This window comes from Thermococcus sp. (assembly GCF_026991495.1).
Classification (GTDB): Archaea; Methanobacteriota_B; Thermococci; order Thermococcales; family Thermococcaceae; genus Thermococcus.
This window is the reverse complement of sequence record NZ_JALXBJ010000063.1, coordinates 1-14,604: the sequence shown is the minus strand read 5'-3', so window position 1 is coordinate 14,604 and position 14,604 is coordinate 1. Positions and strand designations below refer to the sequence as shown.

The 14,604-nt window shown below is 57.2% G+C and carries 20 protein-coding genes; 8 read left to right on the top strand and 12 right to left on the bottom strand.

The genetic code is table 11. The features are described 5' to 3' along the window. The 5 genes from MVB78_RS07860 to MVB78_RS07840 form a co-directional block, all read left to right on the top strand. Positions 1–137: biotin/lipoyl-containing protein (locus tag MVB78_RS07860; RefSeq protein WP_297490063.1), on the top strand; the 137-nt coding region annotated here is incomplete at its 5' end. A 5-nt stretch (positions 138–142) separates the two neighbouring features. Further along, entirely contained in the window at positions 143–1,336 is a 1,194-nt protein-coding gene (locus MVB78_RS07855) for a sodium ion-translocating decarboxylase subunit beta (RefSeq protein ID WP_297490061.1), read from the top strand. A gap of 104 nt (positions 1,337–1,440) precedes the next feature. Next, entirely contained in the window at positions 1,441–2,286 is an 846-nt protein-coding gene (locus tag MVB78_RS07850; RefSeq protein ID WP_297490059.1) for a CBS domain-containing protein, read from the top strand. A 39-nt stretch (positions 2,287–2,325) separates the two neighbouring features. Further along, positions 2,326–3,330, top strand: a complete 1,005-nt coding sequence (locus MVB78_RS07845; protein ID WP_297490054.1) for a homoserine dehydrogenase — start codon at positions 2,326–2,328, stop codon at positions 3,328–3,330. A 50-nt stretch (positions 3,331–3,380) separates the two neighbouring features. After that, entirely contained in the window at positions 3,381–3,905 is a 525-nt protein-coding gene (locus MVB78_RS07840; protein WP_297490052.1) for an ASCH domain-containing protein, read from the top strand. Here MVB78_RS07840 and MVB78_RS07835 read toward each other — a convergent pair. From MVB78_RS07835 to MVB78_RS07800, 8 genes are all read right to left on the bottom strand, one after another. Continuing rightward, entirely contained in the window at positions 3,902–4,546 is a 645-nt protein-coding gene (locus tag MVB78_RS07835) for a ZPR1 zinc finger domain-containing protein (protein WP_297490050.1), read from the bottom strand. The two genes, MVB78_RS07840 and MVB78_RS07835, sit on opposite strands and share 4 nt — an antisense overlap. 92 nt (positions 4,547–4,638) lie before the next feature. Then, positions 4,639–5,058: a cell division protein SepF gene (locus tag MVB78_RS07830; RefSeq protein ID WP_297490048.1), complete on the bottom strand. Its 420-nt coding sequence runs from the start codon at positions 5,056–5,058 to the stop codon at positions 4,639–4,641. 84 nt (positions 5,059–5,142) lie between these two features. Next, positions 5,143–5,967, bottom strand: a complete 825-nt coding sequence (gene rrp42, locus MVB78_RS07825; RefSeq protein ID WP_297490046.1) for an exosome complex protein Rrp42 — start codon at positions 5,965–5,967, stop codon at positions 5,143–5,145. Next, on the bottom strand, positions 5,960–6,709 hold the full coding sequence (gene rrp41 / locus MVB78_RS07820) for an exosome complex exonuclease Rrp41 (RefSeq protein ID WP_297490044.1): 750 nt from the start codon (positions 6,707–6,709) through the stop codon (positions 5,960–5,962). The genes rrp42 and rrp41 overlap by 8 nt, the downstream gene beginning before the upstream one ends. Next, positions 6,693–7,475: an exosome complex RNA-binding protein Rrp4 gene (gene rrp4, locus MVB78_RS07815; RefSeq protein ID WP_297490042.1), complete on the bottom strand. Its 783-nt coding sequence runs from the start codon at positions 7,473–7,475 to the stop codon at positions 6,693–6,695. The genes rrp41 and rrp4 overlap by 17 nt, the downstream gene beginning before the upstream one ends. Beyond that, positions 7,472–8,182: a ribosome assembly factor SBDS gene (locus MVB78_RS07810; RefSeq protein ID WP_297490039.1), complete on the bottom strand. Its 711-nt coding sequence runs from the start codon at positions 8,180–8,182 to the stop codon at positions 7,472–7,474. Before MVB78_RS07810 ends, rrp4 begins: the two co-directional genes overlap by 4 nt. A gap of 11 nt (positions 8,183–8,193) precedes the next feature. Beyond that, positions 8,194–8,976 carry an archaeal proteasome endopeptidase complex subunit alpha gene (gene psmA / locus MVB78_RS07805; RefSeq protein WP_297490037.1) on the bottom strand — a complete coding sequence of 261 codons (783 nt, stop codon included), beginning with the start codon at positions 8,974–8,976 and terminating at the stop codon, positions 8,194–8,196. A gap of 48 nt (positions 8,977–9,024) precedes the next feature. Further along, positions 9,025–9,243: a hypothetical protein gene (locus tag MVB78_RS07800; protein ID WP_297490035.1), complete on the bottom strand. Its 219-nt coding sequence runs from the start codon at positions 9,241–9,243 to the stop codon at positions 9,025–9,027. Positions 9,244–9,307: 64 nt separating this feature from the next. Between MVB78_RS07800 and MVB78_RS07795 the strand changes: the two genes are divergently transcribed. After that, on the top strand, positions 9,308–9,772 hold the full coding sequence (locus MVB78_RS07795; RefSeq protein ID WP_297490057.1) for an HIT family protein: 465 nt from the start codon (positions 9,308–9,310) through the stop codon (positions 9,770–9,772). A gap of 98 nt (positions 9,773–9,870) precedes the next feature. Beyond that, on the top strand, positions 9,871–9,987 hold the full coding sequence (locus MVB78_RS11340; RefSeq protein ID WP_366940178.1) for a CGP-CTERM sorting domain-containing protein: 117 nt from the start codon (positions 9,871–9,873) through the stop codon (positions 9,985–9,987). 5 nt (positions 9,988–9,992) lie between these two features. Here the strand turns inward: MVB78_RS11340 and MVB78_RS07790 are convergent, their stop codons facing one another. From MVB78_RS07790 to MVB78_RS07780, 3 genes are read right to left on the bottom strand one after another with little or no spacing between them, the layout of a single operon-like run. Next, positions 9,993–10,577: an indolepyruvate oxidoreductase subunit beta gene (locus MVB78_RS07790; protein ID WP_297490055.1), complete on the bottom strand. Its 585-nt coding sequence runs from the start codon at positions 10,575–10,577 to the stop codon at positions 9,993–9,995. Positions 10,578–10,637: 60 nt separating this feature from the next. Next, positions 10,638–11,789: a DUF1464 family protein gene (locus tag MVB78_RS07785; RefSeq protein ID WP_297490034.1), complete on the bottom strand. Its 1,152-nt coding sequence runs from the start codon at positions 11,787–11,789 to the stop codon at positions 10,638–10,640. Next, positions 11,782–12,729, bottom strand: coding sequence for a beta-ribofuranosylaminobenzene 5'-phosphate synthase family protein (locus MVB78_RS07780; protein WP_297490032.1), 948 nt, complete (start codon positions 12,727–12,729; stop codon positions 11,782–11,784). Before MVB78_RS07780 ends, MVB78_RS07785 begins: the two co-directional genes overlap by 8 nt. A gap of 62 nt (positions 12,730–12,791) precedes the next feature. Here MVB78_RS07780 and MVB78_RS07775 point away from each other — a divergent pair, with 62 nt between their 5' ends. Beyond that, positions 12,792–13,478: a class I SAM-dependent methyltransferase gene (locus tag MVB78_RS07775; protein ID WP_297490030.1), complete on the top strand. Its 687-nt coding sequence runs from the start codon at positions 12,792–12,794 to the stop codon at positions 13,476–13,478. Between the two features lie 7 nt (positions 13,479–13,485). Here MVB78_RS07775 and guaD read toward each other — a convergent pair. Next, the coding region (guaD, locus tag MVB78_RS07770; RefSeq protein WP_297490028.1) for a guanine deaminase at positions 13,486–14,604 on the bottom strand (1,119 nt) is incomplete at its 5' end.

Here is a 14,604-nt window from a genome sequence, read left to right as displayed (position 1 = left end):
GCCAGGGACTGCTCGTTTTAGAGGCCATGAAGATGGAGAATGAGATACCCTCGCCGAGGGATGGTGTTGTGAAGAAAATCCACGTTAAGGAAGGCGACACCGTGAACACCGGCGACCCACTAATAGAAATCGGGTGATGGCCATGACGAGCTTCATAGACTTCCTCAGCACCCTCGGCTTCCTCCAGCTCAGCGTCGGCAATCTGATAATGATAGCCGTGGGCCTCACCCTGGTCTACCTCGCCATAAGGTACGAGATGGAGCCCCTGCTCCTCTTGCCCATAGGCATCACGGCAGTCCTTGTCAACCTCCCCCTCAACAACATAGCCAACTGGCCTGTGGCGATAAACCCGCCGGCAAACATTGGGGACAACATATTCAAGCTCGTTTCCTACATGAACCAGAACTACGGCCCGCCCGGTCTGCTGGACATCATCTACTACCTCCTCGTGAAGACCGAGATAGTGCCGCTACTCATCTTCTTCGGCCTTGGTGCGATGACTGACTTCGGGCCGATGATAGCAGATCCGAAGACGGCCCTCCTCGGTGCTGCAGCCCAGATAGGCGTCTTCGTGGCAATGCTGACGGCTTTGGCTCTGGGCTTCAACCTCCATCAGTCAGCCTCCATAGGCATCATAGGGGGTGCGGACGGCCCTACGACGATTTACCTGACGACGAAGCTCGCGCCTGAGATCTTGGCGGCAACGGCGGTCGCAGCCTACAGCTACATGAGTCTCGTCCCGATAATCCAGCCACCGATAATCAAGGCCCTCACCAGTCCGGAAGAAAGAAAGATAAGGATGAAGCAGCTCAGACCGGTCTCCAAGAGGGAGAAGATGCTCTTCCCGATAATCACCATGATAGTCATCGGCCTCCTCGTTCCGAGCGCGGCACCACTAATAGGCATGCTAATGATAGGCAACCTCTTCCGCGAGAGCGGGGTCGTCGAGAGGCTCAGCAAGGCGGCCCAGGAGGAGCTCATGAACATAGTTACCATCTTCCTCGGCCTCGGTGTTGGGTCGACCATGAGGGCGGAGAGCTTCCTCACGGCGCAGACCCTTGAGATACTCGGGCTTGGCGTTGTCGCCTTCGCCAGCGCCACCGCGGGTGGGGTTCTCTTCGGAAAGCTCATGATGAAGGTCTCGGGAGGGGAGATAAACCCCATGATCGGCGCAGCGGGGGTTTCGGCGGTTCCGATGTCCGCTAGGGTCGTCCAGAGGATGGCCAGCGAGGAGGATCCGGGCAACTTCATCCTGATGCACGCGATGGGCCCGAACGTCGCCGGGGTTATAGGGACGGCCGTCGTGGCAGGCGTTTTCCTGGCCCTGCTTGGCTGACCGTCTTCCCTTTTTCTTCCGAGAGCATTCCCTCAGCTCATCGGCCGGTCCAATGGAAAACTTAAAATAGATGTGGGGATTCTTACCCTAAAGCGGTGATAGGGATGAGGGTAAAGACCATCATGACGAAGGAACCTGTTGTGATTGAGTTGCCCGCCACGAGGGGATATGCTCTTGAGCTTTTCAAGAGGCACAAAGTACGGTCATTCCCGGTCGTTAACAAAAAGACGGGTCAGCTCGCGGGTATCATAAGCATAAAGAGGGTTCTCCTGCACCCCGACGAGGATCAACTGGCGATGCTCATCCGGCGTGAAGTCCCTGTGGTCAGACCGAACGACGACCTCAAGAAAGCCGTCAGAAGGATGCTGGAGATGGACTACAGAAGGGTAATCGTGGTGGACGATGATGGGAGCGTTGTGGGCATACTCACAGTTGGGGACATAATCAGGAGGTACCTCTCAAAGAACGAGAGGCTCAAGGAGGTGAGCATCGAGCCCTACTACCAGAAGAACGTCAGCGTCGTATGGCAGGGGACACCCCTCAAAGCGGCCCTCAAAGCCCTCCTGCTCTGCAACGCAATGGCGATACCTGTGATAGACGACGACGGAAAGCTCGTTGGCATGGTGGACGAGACGGATCTGCTCAGGGACGGGGAAGTCGTCAGGATAATAAAACAGACCGCCCTCTCCGCTTCGAGCGAGGAGGACTGGATAATAGAGGCCAACCCGACGCTCATCTTCGAGAAGACGGAGCTTCAGCTGCCAAAGAAGCCCGTGGGGGAGATCATGAACCCCCATGTTGTCGTCGCAACGCCGCACATGAGCGTCTACGATGTGGCAAGGAAGATGGTCAAGTACAGGATCGAGCAACTGCCCGTGATAAAGGGGGACGACGACCTCGTCGGCATAGTCAGGGACATGAACATCATAAAGGTCATCCTCGGGAGGTAAGGCCTTTAAGCCCTCCCCCAACTTTTCTGCGGTGGTTCCGTGAAGGAGATAACCCTCTCCATCTTCGGCTTTGGGAACGTGGGAAGAGCTGTGGCAAGGACTCTCCTCGAAAAGGCTGGGTTCTTCAGGGAGAGGTATGGACTGAGCTTTAAGGTTCTCAGCGTGGCCGATACGAGCGGTCTCGTGTGGCTGCCCGAGGGCCTCGACCTCGGGGAGGCGCTCCTCGTGAAGGAGAACTTCGGGAGGCTCTCGGCCTGGACGAACGACTACGAGGTCTACGACATGAGGCCCGGAGAGGCAATCGAGGAGGTAAACCCGGACATCGTCGTTGACGTCACCAACGATGCCAACGCCTTTCCCTGGCACCTCAGGGCGATAAGGAACGGGAGCGCTCTCGTTACGAGCAACAAGCCACCCTTGGCGTTCCACTACTCCGAGCTCGTTGGCGAGGCAGGGAGGAGGGGAATTCCTTACCTCTTCGAGGCAACGGCCATGGCGGGGACGCCGGTGATAGCTCTCCTGCGGGAGAACCTGCTGGGGGACAGTGTGGAGAGAATCGAGGCAGTTCTAAACGCGACGACAACTTTTATACTGTCTAAAATGGAGGAGGGAAAGACCTTCGAGGAGGCGCTGAGGGAAGCCCAGTCCCTCGGTATGGCTGAGAGGGACCCGAGAGGGGACGTGCTCGGGATAGATGCGGGTTACAAGGCAACGATCCTGCACTGCGTCGCCTTCCACCCGATGACGTTCGAGGAGGCCGAGGTGAAGGGAATAGAGGGCATAACGCCCGAGCTTGTGAGGGAGGCAACCTCCCACGGGAAGACGATAAGGCTCGTCGCGACCGTTGAGAGGGGGAAGGTAAAGGTCGAGCCCAGGGAGATACCCCTCGAAAGTCCGCTGGCCGTTTCGAGCAACGAGAACGTCGCCCTGATAAGGACAGACCTCCTCGGGGAGCTACTCGTTAAGGGAGCGGGAGCAGGGCCCAAAGAGACGGCAAGCGGAGTCGTGAGCGATATCGTTAAGGCAGGCTTAAGGCCCGTTTAACGACCCAAATCCTTTTTAAACGGTTTCCCGACCTCTCGGGCGGTGAAAGCATGGAGCACGTCATAGCACTCCATCAGGTTTACGCCGAACTGCTCTTCCGAGGGCTGAAAACGGTGGAGCTGAGGAAGTCGAGGGCCTTCAACGAGGGGGACGTGGTGTTCCTCTACGTGGCGAGGGGCAACCCCTACGAGCTTCGCGATACGCTCAGGAGGCTCGGCCTCCACGAGGAGCAGACGCTGACGAAGAGGGGGACAATTGCAGGTGGTTTCGAGGTTGGCGAGGTGATAAAGGCCGACCCCGAGACGCTCTGGGAGATGACCAAAGAAACGAGCGGTTTAAGCCTCGTCCACGGCGAGAACGGCAGGAGGTGGCTTGAGAGTTACATCAAAGACTACGGCTACGCGTTCACGATTGAGAAGCCCTTCCTCTTCAAGGAACCGCTGAGCAGGGAGGAGATGAAGGAAAGGTACGGCGTCCACGTCGAGGGGATAGTCCACCTGTCGAGAAAAACCAGAAAGCCCTGGGTCAGGACCCTCATAGAAGACCTTCTCTCAAGGGACGTTCTCTACCTTTAGCCCTCCTCAGGCTCCTCGGCCGGAACGAGCTTATACGGCCCGAGGCTCAGCTTCTTAATTTCCTCCTCGGTAAGAAGTCTGCTCTTAACCTTCTCGCCTATCAGAGCGCTGTTTCCGAGGGGGTCGGCTATTCTGACAGTTAGGGGCTTTTTGCCCTCCTTGACCTCCTCGATGTACTCCAGTATCTCGTCGGCCTTCTTTACAGCATCTTCGTCCCCCTCCTGCTTCCTGAACTCCCTCGCCATCAGGAGGGTCTCGCGAACCCTCTCAAGGACGCCCTCGATGTTGGTTATGAAGCCTTCCGCTGCCGGCCCCGGCTCTATCTTCACCCCTATCTCCTCAAGCTCTATCGTCCCGCTCTTGCTCCTCACGACCCTCGTGAAGAGGTCTTTTTCATTCTCAACCCTCACCGTGTAGAGCTTCGGCGGTCTGTCTTCGAGTATCATAACGTCGGCGTTTCTGTAGCCACACCTCTCGCAGTATATCGTGCTCTCCATGACCTTGCCGAAGTAGGGTATCTCGTGGATGTGCTGTATGGCTTTGAGCGTTCCCTTCCCCCCGCATATGGGGCAGTCCCCAAGGCTTATGACCTGGACCTCGCCGAGCTCCGGTTTGACCTTGACTTTCTCCTTCTCTCCCATCTTCGACCACCAAAAAAGACCCGGAGGCGTTTATAAAATCCATGCTAATAAGGAAAATCCACCGGGAATCGGCAGATACCTCAAAAATTAGATTACTTCGCGAACTTTATGTCCTCGGGGGTTATGAGTAGTTTTATCTCCGTCTTGCATATCTTCGCTACCTGACCGCCCAGGGCGCTCGTCATTCCTTTTATCTGCTCCGCGACCTTCTCAAGGATGTCCGGCTTGACCTCAAGGGGGCTCAGGTCAACTATGACGAGGTTGCCGTTTTGGAGCTCCTCCGAGATGCGTTCGAGGTCGGAGTAGCTCGTAACGACCACCTTCTTTATGAGCCTTATCTGGGGCTTGACGATCTCGGCCGCGAGCTCGTCCTCCTCCAGGGGGATAACCTCAACTTCCTTCGGCTGGACCTGCTTTTTCTCGGGCTTTTCCACAACTTCCTTAACGGGAACCGTCCTCTTGGCCTTGGCACCCTCGGGTTTTTTCTTGATGATACCATCAAAGAGTCCCATCATCCTTCACCCCTGACAGACGGTAAGAGACTGGGCTAATTTGATTGCCAATGTTTATATCTCTTTCCCATGAAAAAGAAAGCATCAGGGGAGCCCCCTGTCAACGCTGGAGAGGAGCATCTCCCTGAGTTCGCTGGACTTCCTCATGGCTGTGTCCACGGCGTACATGACCTCCTCGAGTTTGAAACTGCCGCCCTCTCCCTTCTGCACCGCGGAGACGTGGCCGGTCTCGTCAAAGGTCACCGTTATCCTGCTCTCCATTACCCGCTCCTCGTCGAGGCTCGGGTCTACCACCATGTTGCCCCCGATCTTGGCGAAGGTCACTGGGAGGGGTACGTGCCTCACGGGGAGGGGTTCGTACTCGTCGAGCCTGACGAGCTCGCCTGTTTCCCCGTTGTATTCGAGTTTCGGAATCCGGGCCGTCAGCAGGGCGGCCATCGCCCCGAGCCCGGTCGCGTCTATGAGGTTCCCGTCGTGGTCGAGAACGTGGACGTCTATGAAGATGACCCTTACGAGCTTGCCCGGGACTATGACGAGCTTCTCAAGCTCGACGGCCTGGCTCTCCCTAATGCCTCTGTCAACAATGCGGGCGAGTTCGATTGCGTTCTCATCGGGCGGGCCTGGCTCGAAGGTGGGGGACGCGAGGGGAACGAGCTCGACGTTGGTCGTCATGACGCCCCTGTCGGGAAGGTCGGGAAACGGCTCCCCGACGTCGACTTTTATTCCCACCAAGACGCGGGTCTCGCCCAGTCTCACCCACGCTGAGCCCTCCGCCTTCTCTATGACGTTAGTCTTTATCTCAACGTCCCTGTAATCCTCGAAGCCCCTTCCGTCTATCCTCTTGCCCTTCTTCAGGAGGTTGAGTATCCTGTCGCGCATTATCCCAGCCATGACAGGTGCGTCACTCATTTCCCGCCACCTCCTGGGCTATCTGCAGGTACTTCTCCTTCAGGGCCTCGCGCTGCTTCTGGTAGACTGCCTTCGCGCCTTTTATGGCGAGTTTGACCGCCTCGAGGAGTTCGTCCCTCGTAAGGTAGCCGTCCATTTGAAGGAGGGTTATGTCGTTCTTGAGCGGCATTATGGCGACTGGAACGTCCGCTTCGCCGTAGTTGTCCTCGTCCTTGTTCAGGTCGAGTACTATCTCGCCGTCTATCTTACCTGCGGCACACGCCGCGACGAGATCCCTCATAGGTATGCCGGCGTCTGCAAGGGCTAAAGAGGCCGCGGTTATGCCGGCGACCCTCGTCCCCGCGTCCGCTTGGAGAACCTCTATGAACACGTCTATTACCGTCCTCGGGAACATCTCTAAGAGCAGCGCTGGCTCAAGGGCCCCCCTTATGACCTTGCTTATCTCGACGCTCCTCCTGTCGGGACCGGGTTTCTTCCTCTCCTCAACGCTGAAGGGGGCCATGTTGTACCGCACCCGGAGAACCGCCATGTCCGGCCGCTGGAGGTGCTTGGGGTGGATCTCCCTGGGGCCGTAGACCGCGGCGAGTATCTTGTTCTTGCCCCATTCGACGTAAGCCGAGCCGTCGGCGTTCTTCAGGATGCCTACCTCCATGTCTATCTTCCTGAGCTCGTACTTCTTCCTGCCGTCCACCCTCTTCCCGTTCTCATCGATGAGCTTTAACCCTTCAGGTCTTCCCATCATTGCCTCCACCCTCTTTACCTTCATCAATCTTAGGAAGCTCGGTTATGACACCGCGCTCTTTTAGCTCCCTCAGCTTCTCAAGGAGGAACTCCTTAACCCTGTCAGTCAGGCCCTGGGTGTGGCTCTCGCGGTCGACCTTGAGTATGGCTTCAATGGCCAGCCTCTCAAGCTCGCCGTTCCTTCCGCTGACCCATACCCATCCGTTCTGGCCGACTATTATCCTCGTGTTGGTCAGCTTCTTTATCATGTTTATCATGGAGCCGCCCTTGCCTATCACCCTCGGCACCTTGGACGGGGTTATGGTGACCAGCTGACCGCCCCTGAGGGGTCCCCCTTTAAAGGGCATGCCCCTCGTCGTTAGATCTATCTGGTTCACCTCGTTGTAGGCCTTTATCTTGGCGTAGATCACGTCCCCGATGTCAAAAATCCTCCTCAGGTCTGTCTTCATTATGTCGATGCGCTCCTCCGTCGCGTCCTGAACCCTGAGACTGGCCTCGTAGGGCGCCCCTATGTCAACCACCCAGTTGGAGAACCTGACGTCCACGATCTTGCCGAGGACGTTGTCGCCAACCTCCGGCATGTAGGGTCCTTCGAGTGGGATCACCCTTACGAGATCCCCCCTGATCTCAACCAGCCCCACGACCGTGGAGTATATCCTGTTCCCTTCCCTGAAGGTCCCTCTACCATTTTTAAAAGGCCCCTGGACGAGCAGCGTCCCAGGAACCACGAGCTCCCTTGGTTTTACAAAAATACTCCCCTTCTTCATAGTCCCTTCCTCTCTAACAGTTTGGTTACGACGGTGCCCTTTGTAAGGGCGTTGAGCTTTTCATAAAACTCCTCCTCGACTCCACCGGGGATCTCGATGAGGAACATCCACGAACCGTCGCTGCCCCACTCCTCCCGCTTTATGTTCCCGAACTTCCTGACCTCGCCGTAGGCCTTTCCAACGTAGTCGCCCGGTATCTTAACGGCTATGACCTTCATCTCAAGTTTTATCGGCAGGAGGGGGCGGATTGCCTTGATCACGCCGGGAACCTGGGCCTCGGCGTCCTTGAAGAGATCCACGTGCACCCCAGCTTCATCCATAGCCCTGAGGATCCTGTCCACTGGATGCGGGTAGCCGGTTCTCGGGTCAACGGCGTGTCTGTGGATTATCGTGGCTATGTAGCGCCTCTTCTCCTCGATCATCTGCCTCCTCTGCTCCGCCGTAAGCTGAACCTCGCCCTTTCGGAGAATTATCTTGGCGACTTCATAGGGATCGCTCGTTCCGAAGATCTTCTCCATCTCGTGCTCGCTCGCTTTGTCGCCCTTATGGGCGTCTTTGAAGACGTATGGAGTCGCGAGGATCTCCTCCACCGGAACGTCCCTGCCCTCCTTGAAGTCCCTCGCAAGGTACGGATCGACGAGTATTTCAAAGGTCTCACCGTGCGTCCTGAGACGGGCGATGACGGCCTTGTCAACGCTAATCGGCACCGCCCGTCACCTCAGTAGTTCTGGTCGAGTTCGGAGTAGTCCTCCTCCCTCTCCTCGACCTGCTCCTCTTTGGCTTCCTTTGCCATCTCCTCGAGGTATCCCTTGAGCTTCTCCTTGGATAGCTTCTTCCAGTGCCTGTCCTCGGTGGTTATGTATGCTACCTCTATCGCCTCCGCGCTGGGCTCCTCGAGGGTCTTCGCGAGGGCTAAGATGGCGAGCTTTATCGCTCCCTCCATGTCTATGTCGTCCTTGTAGTGCTCCTCAAAGATGGCCATCGCGACGTTCCTTCCGCTACCTATCGCGACGGCCTTCCACTCGAAGTAGGCGCCGCTCGGGTCTGTCTCGTAGAGCTCCGGCTTCTCGTTCACCCCGGCGAGGAGGAGGGCCGCGCCGAAAGGCCTCACACCACCGTACTGGGTGTGGGCCTGCTTGAGGTCACAGATCTTCTTCACAAGAACGGTGAGGGGAACCGGCTCGCCGTAGGTGAGGCGGTAGATTTGAGCCTCCAGCCTGGCCCTATCAACGAGAACCCTCGCGTCCGCTATTATGCCGCTCGGAGCCGCGGCTATGTGGTCGTCGATCTGGAAGATCTTCTCATAGCTGCTCGGCTCTATAAGCCTGCTCGTTATCCTCTTCTCAACGGCGAGAACGACACCGTCCTTCCACTTAACGCCGACTGCCGTTGCCCCTCTTTTAACTGCCTCCCTTGCGTAGTTAACCTGGAACAGCCTCCCATCAGGGCTGAACACAGTTATCGCCCTGTCGTAACCGGCCTGCGGTGGTACGAATGCCATCTGTCCATCACCCCTGTTCTGTCCAGAACCAATACCCCGGCCCAATAATTAAGCTTTTCCCTCTTCCCTTATCTCAACGGCTATCTTGGCCGCGACCCTCCTCGCGAGCTCCAGGGGTAGGAAAGAGACTGCAAAGAGAACCGCCCCTAACGCAACGGAAGATGTCCCAGTGGGCTTGAATATTAGGAGGGCAAAGGCCGTTAGGAGGAGCAGAAGGCCCGACATTATCAGCTTCCTGTAGGTTTTCTCAAGTGGCCCCACTTCCATTTCTTCCCCCAAAAGACTGGGGAAATAGGTTTTAAGGATTTTCTTCAAATCCAGGGTGATGAAAATGAAGTGCCCTTTCTGCAACCCGAGAAGGGAGGACGTTGTGCACGAGGACGGCCTCATAAGGATAGTCCTTGACAGCTACCCCGCGGGCAGGGGCCACCTCCTCGTTGTCCCGAAAAGGCACGTGGAGCGCTGGGATGAGCTCACCTGGGAGGAGAAGGCGGCCCTGATCAGGGGAGTGGAGATGGCAATGAAGGCCCTCAAAGAAGCTCTCAAACCGGACGGCTTCAACGTGGGCATGAACCTCGGGGAGGCCGCCGGGCAAACTGTCCCCCACCTGCACGTTCACGTCATCCCGCGGTGGAGGGGAGACTGCAGAAAGCCCAGGGGAGGGATAAGGAAGGCCGTTCTGGATCTGGAAGATGAGAACCTGAGCATGAGAGGGCGCTGGGTCGAGAACAGGCTGAGCGGTGAAGAGGTGGAGGCTATCAAAAGGGCCTTGAGGCTCCGTTCCAGGGATCACTGAATGCTGGAGAGAGGGAGACAATGTAACCTGCCAGTGAGGGAAGCCGGTTTTTAAGGTGAGAGCTCCCCCATGGAGACTAAAACAACGAGTTCGAGTACATCCCCGACCACCACAACACTAAGTTCAAAGACCACTTCAAAACAAGGGGAGGGAAAACCTGCGGGCCCGCGCTGTCGCTTGGGATAGCTTTGATCCCACTACTGAAGAGGTGCTAATGCCATCACCCGCGCGCCAGCTCCTCGCCCCTCTCGAAGGCCCTGAAGTTCGCCCCCCACAGATTCTCGCGGAGGGTGAGCCTTATCCCATCCATCAGACTCTCCCGCCTGAGGGGAACGAGGCCCTTTCCGAAGGCGTAGCCCAGCATCAGGACGCCCAGAGTCCTCGGGTTTATCCTGTCCGCTTCCTCCTGGAAGTTCCTCATGTGGACGGGGCAGATCCGCCCTATAGCTTCCATTATCTCCTCAAGTTCAGGGTAGCGCTCCTTCCCCACGAGGGTTGTCGCGGTGTGAATAGGGTAGGCGTTGATTATCGCGGTGCTCTTCTTGCTCAAAAAGCGCGCGTTCCTCAGGGCCTCGGCCGGCTCAAGGGCGATCATTAGGTTCGCCTCTCCCTCCTCGATGAGGGGTGAATAGACCTCCTCTCCGAAGCGGAGGTAGCTCAGAACGCTGCCGTAGCGCTGGCTCATCCCGAGGGTTTCGCCGATCCTGACCCTGTAGCCCTCGGCCATCGCCGCGTTGCCCACTATCCTCGAAAGGGTCAGACCGCCCTGACCGCCGACGCCGGTTATTATGAGGTTGAACTCCACCTTAACCACCGGAGGGGAGTTGGAAAGGGGGGATAAAAAGCTAAGCTCAAAAAAATTCGGCTAAATGATAAGCTCCTCGAAAATCCTGAGGTTCTCGCGCTCCTTCAGCTTTACCCAGTCAAAGATCGAACCGGAGCTCTCCCTCAGCTTTAAGCTCTCGACGAGCCCTCTGTACTTCCCGCCCGCGATGCCGTTCGCTATTACGGCGCTCCCCTCCGCCGCTTCCTTAGCCCTCGCCCTGCTCTCGAGCTTGAGAACTTTAATTGAGAAGCCGTAGTCTTTGAAGGCCCCTTCGAGCGCCCCCTTCACATCCCTGAAGAACTCCGGGATCCTTGAAAAGCGTCCGCTGATGTAGATGGATTCGGGCTTTGCGGAGGGCAGCAGGGCAAAGACGTCCTTCACAATGGCTTCAATCATCGCGTTGTAGCCCTTCCTGACGTTCTCGTCTTCCCTTGCAAGCTTCACGAACTCCTCCGGTGAAACTGAGATGGGATCTACGCCGGCTATGTAAGAGGCGCCGCCCTGGAAGAGGAGGAGCTTTCCGAAGTCGTCCAGAGCGTTGGCTAAGGCGTAGGCTAACTCGGAGTCCATGAAGCCCATGCCGAGGTAGCCGGGGAAGCCGGCTGTCCCCGCCATCGCGTCAACGATCTGGCCGTTCTTAACCGCCATCGCGGAGGTGTAGGCGAAGCCGACCTCGACCGCTATGAGGTTTGTCTGGGAGTAGGGAATTCCCTTTTTTTCGGATTCTCTGACCATGGCCAAGGCAGCGGTGAAGACCTTATCTGCTGTCCCGAGGTCTATCCTGTTGGCCTTCCTCCACTCCGGGACAGTTGGGAGGTGTACAACACCGGGGGTGAAGTAGACGTTCAGGTCTTTGGCTTCCCTCATCAGGAGCATCAGCTCCCTTAAACCGACTATCTTCAGCCTCCTCCTCACGTCGGCCTCGGTTATGAAGGTGGCGAGGGCTATCTCCTCATCGGTGGCCTCCTTGGCGGGCTTTAGAGGTATCCCGTAGCCGCAGGGGCCGACTATGGCGTCGATCTTTCCATGCTTCCCCTGGATCTCCCTCAGGAGCTCAAGGATTACCGCCGGGTTCTCGGTGATGCGGTTCCTGTCAACCGAGACGTCGGCTATCACCTCATCTGTCTCGTCGTCGAAGCCAAATAAATCCATGCTCTTGGTTCCAGAGTCTATACCCACAGCCTTAACCATCGAACACCACCATCCCGCGGTTGTCCGCTCTCGTTATAAAAACCTCCCCGCCGTCGCCGTTATCGCGGAGGAAAGACTCGATGGCAGATTTGACCTCCTCTGCTCTTTTTTCGCCTTTTACCAGCCCGTAGAAGGTCGGTCCCCAGCTCGTCTGGCAGGCGCAGTAAGCCTTGTCGAGCATCAACTTTATGCCCTCGTTAACGATGTCGCAGCAGTAAACGTTGCCCTGGTAGTCACTCCAGAATCCGCCCAGAAGGTGGTTGAACTGGTACAGTCCTTCGCCAAAGGCCTTGATGTCCTTTTCGACGAAAGCCGGGAGGATCTTCATTAGCACTATCCTTGAAAGTCTGTCCGCTAATTCAGGGGGCATTCTCTTTAGGTTCCAGAGTATCTCGTCCTCCCTCCTTCTAACCTCCTCAATGGCCTTCCTCGGCGTTTCGGGAACCGCTACAACGAAGAGCCAGTCCCCGGGCATTTCCCCCCTAAATATTAGTGGGGGAACGACCTTTTCGCGCTTCTCCACAGGAAAGCCGCCCTCGTAGATGAAGCCGCCGATTTTTAGAGAATAAAAGCCGAGGGCCGTTATCAGGCCGCGTCTCATCGAGAGGGCAACCTCCTCGAAGGAGAGCCCGAGGTTAAAGAGTCTGTTTATACCCTCTCCTATGCTCAAAGCCAAAGTCGTGTGAAAGCCCAGGCCGACCCACTTCGGGATGTGGCTTTTGACCTCAACGCTCACGGGAGGGAAGTCGTGGCTTTCCCTGAAGCGCCGTATGAACTTCATCGCGTCTTCATCGCTGGCGGCGTCTTTCCCCGCGGGCTTAACCTCGATTTCAAGGGAGGGCCTCTCGATGGCGAAGCCGACCGTCCCGTAGAGCCTCCCCATGTCTCCGCTCAGGTCCGGGTTTCCGGTGTGCAGGTGGGCAGGTGCGCGTATTATCATCACTCCACCCCCAAGGGTAGAGGCCGGGACAAATATTTAAGGAATGCGGAGTAACTGGGAACATGACCTTCGAAAAGTACTACGAGGTTTTCAAGGCCTACAGCGACGTTTACTCTGAGGAATACAGGAGGAGGGTGGAGGATTTAGAGCCCCTGCTCCTCAAGTTCATGGCCGGGAGAGGGAGGGTACTCGACCTCGCCTGCGGTGCCGGCGGCTTCTCCTTTCTCCTTGATGAGATGGGCTTTCAGGTGATCGGCCTGGACTCAAGCGAGACAATGCTGAGGAGGGCCAGAAAGTTCGCCGAGGAGAAGCGCTCAAAGGTCGAGTTCGTTAAGGGGGATGCGAGGGAACTGCCCTTCGAGGACGACAGCTTTGACTACGTCCTCTTCATTGACAGCCTCGTGCACTTCGAGCCTTCTGGTCTCAACTCCGTCTTCAGGGAAGCCGCGAGGGTTCTGAAGCCGGGGGGAAGGTTCATAATCCAGTTCACAGATCTGAGGGAGCTCCTTCCTCTTCTCATGGGAGGTCAGGTTGTGGGGCCCGAGTACTGGGTGAGCCGGGTGATGCCGGACAGCGAGGAGAAGACAGTGGTAATCGAGTTCCAGAGCGAGAAGGACAGCTTTAAAGTGCGCTTCAACATATGGGGCAGAGTCGCGGTGGAGCTGCTCGCAAAGCTCTACTTCAAGATGATCCACAGTGAAAAAATGGGGGAGCACACCTACTTCCAGGTTTATGTCCCCAAGAAGTGAAAGGCCATTATCCCCCGGCTTCAGCGGGCCAGAGCCGTTTGCCCCTCACGTATGTGGCGGTTACGTTTCTCTCGTCCCCCAAGATCATGAGCTTGGAGAGGATTATCCACAGGTCATCGTCTGGGGAGGCGAGGGGCTCGGGGTTCACCACCACGAAGTCGGCTTCCTTACCCGCTTCGAGGCTCCCTATCCTGCCATCGAGGCCGAGAACCCTTGCCCCGCCCATGGTCAGCAGGTGAAAGGCCTTGAAGGGATCCATCGGATTGGCGTAGTATGCGTCCCTCATGACCTCAAGCATTGAAACGAAGGGCCCTGCCGCCACATCGGAGCCGAGACCCACCACAATCCCGAACCTCTCATGGGAGGGGAGGCTCATTGTGCCGCTGTGGAGGAAGAAGTTTGAGGACGGGCAGTGGGCAACCTTCGTACCGGTTTCCGCTAAAATCCTCCTCTCGGTATCGGACAGGTGGATGGCGTGGGCGACAACAGTTTTCCGGCCGAGAAGACCTGCCTTCAGGTAGACCTCGGTGTACGAACTCACCCCTGGGAACAGCCTGAGAACCTCCTTTATCTCCTCGGCCTGCTCCGACAGGTGGGTCTGGACGTAGAGGCCCATCTCCTCCGCTACCCTGGCGGCGGTTTTCATCAGGGGCATGCTGCAGGAGACGGCAAAGCGGGGCGTTACCGCGTAGAAAAGCCTGCCGTCGAAGCCGTGCCATCTTGAGGCGACGGCAGCTATTTCCTCTTTGGCCCTCTTTGGGGTGGTCAAGAGCTCCTCCGGCCCGTTTCTGTCCATGAGAACCTGACCTATCACGGCCCTCATGCCGCTCCTCATTGCCTCCTCGAAGGCTATCTCAGTGGCCTCCCTGTGGGATGAGGAGTAGACCATGGCCGTCGTCGTTCCGTTTCTTATGAGGGTGGAGAAGAATTCCCTGGAGGCCTTTCGGGCGAACCCGGGATCGGAGAACTTCATCTCCGCTGGGAATATAAACTTCTCAAGCCAATCGAGGAGGGAAGTGCTGATCATGCCCCTGCTGTAGAACTGGGGCAGGTGAACGTGCGTGTCTACGAAGCCCGGGAGTATGAGACGGTCCGAGTAATCAACCAGCTCCCCCATTATCGAAGG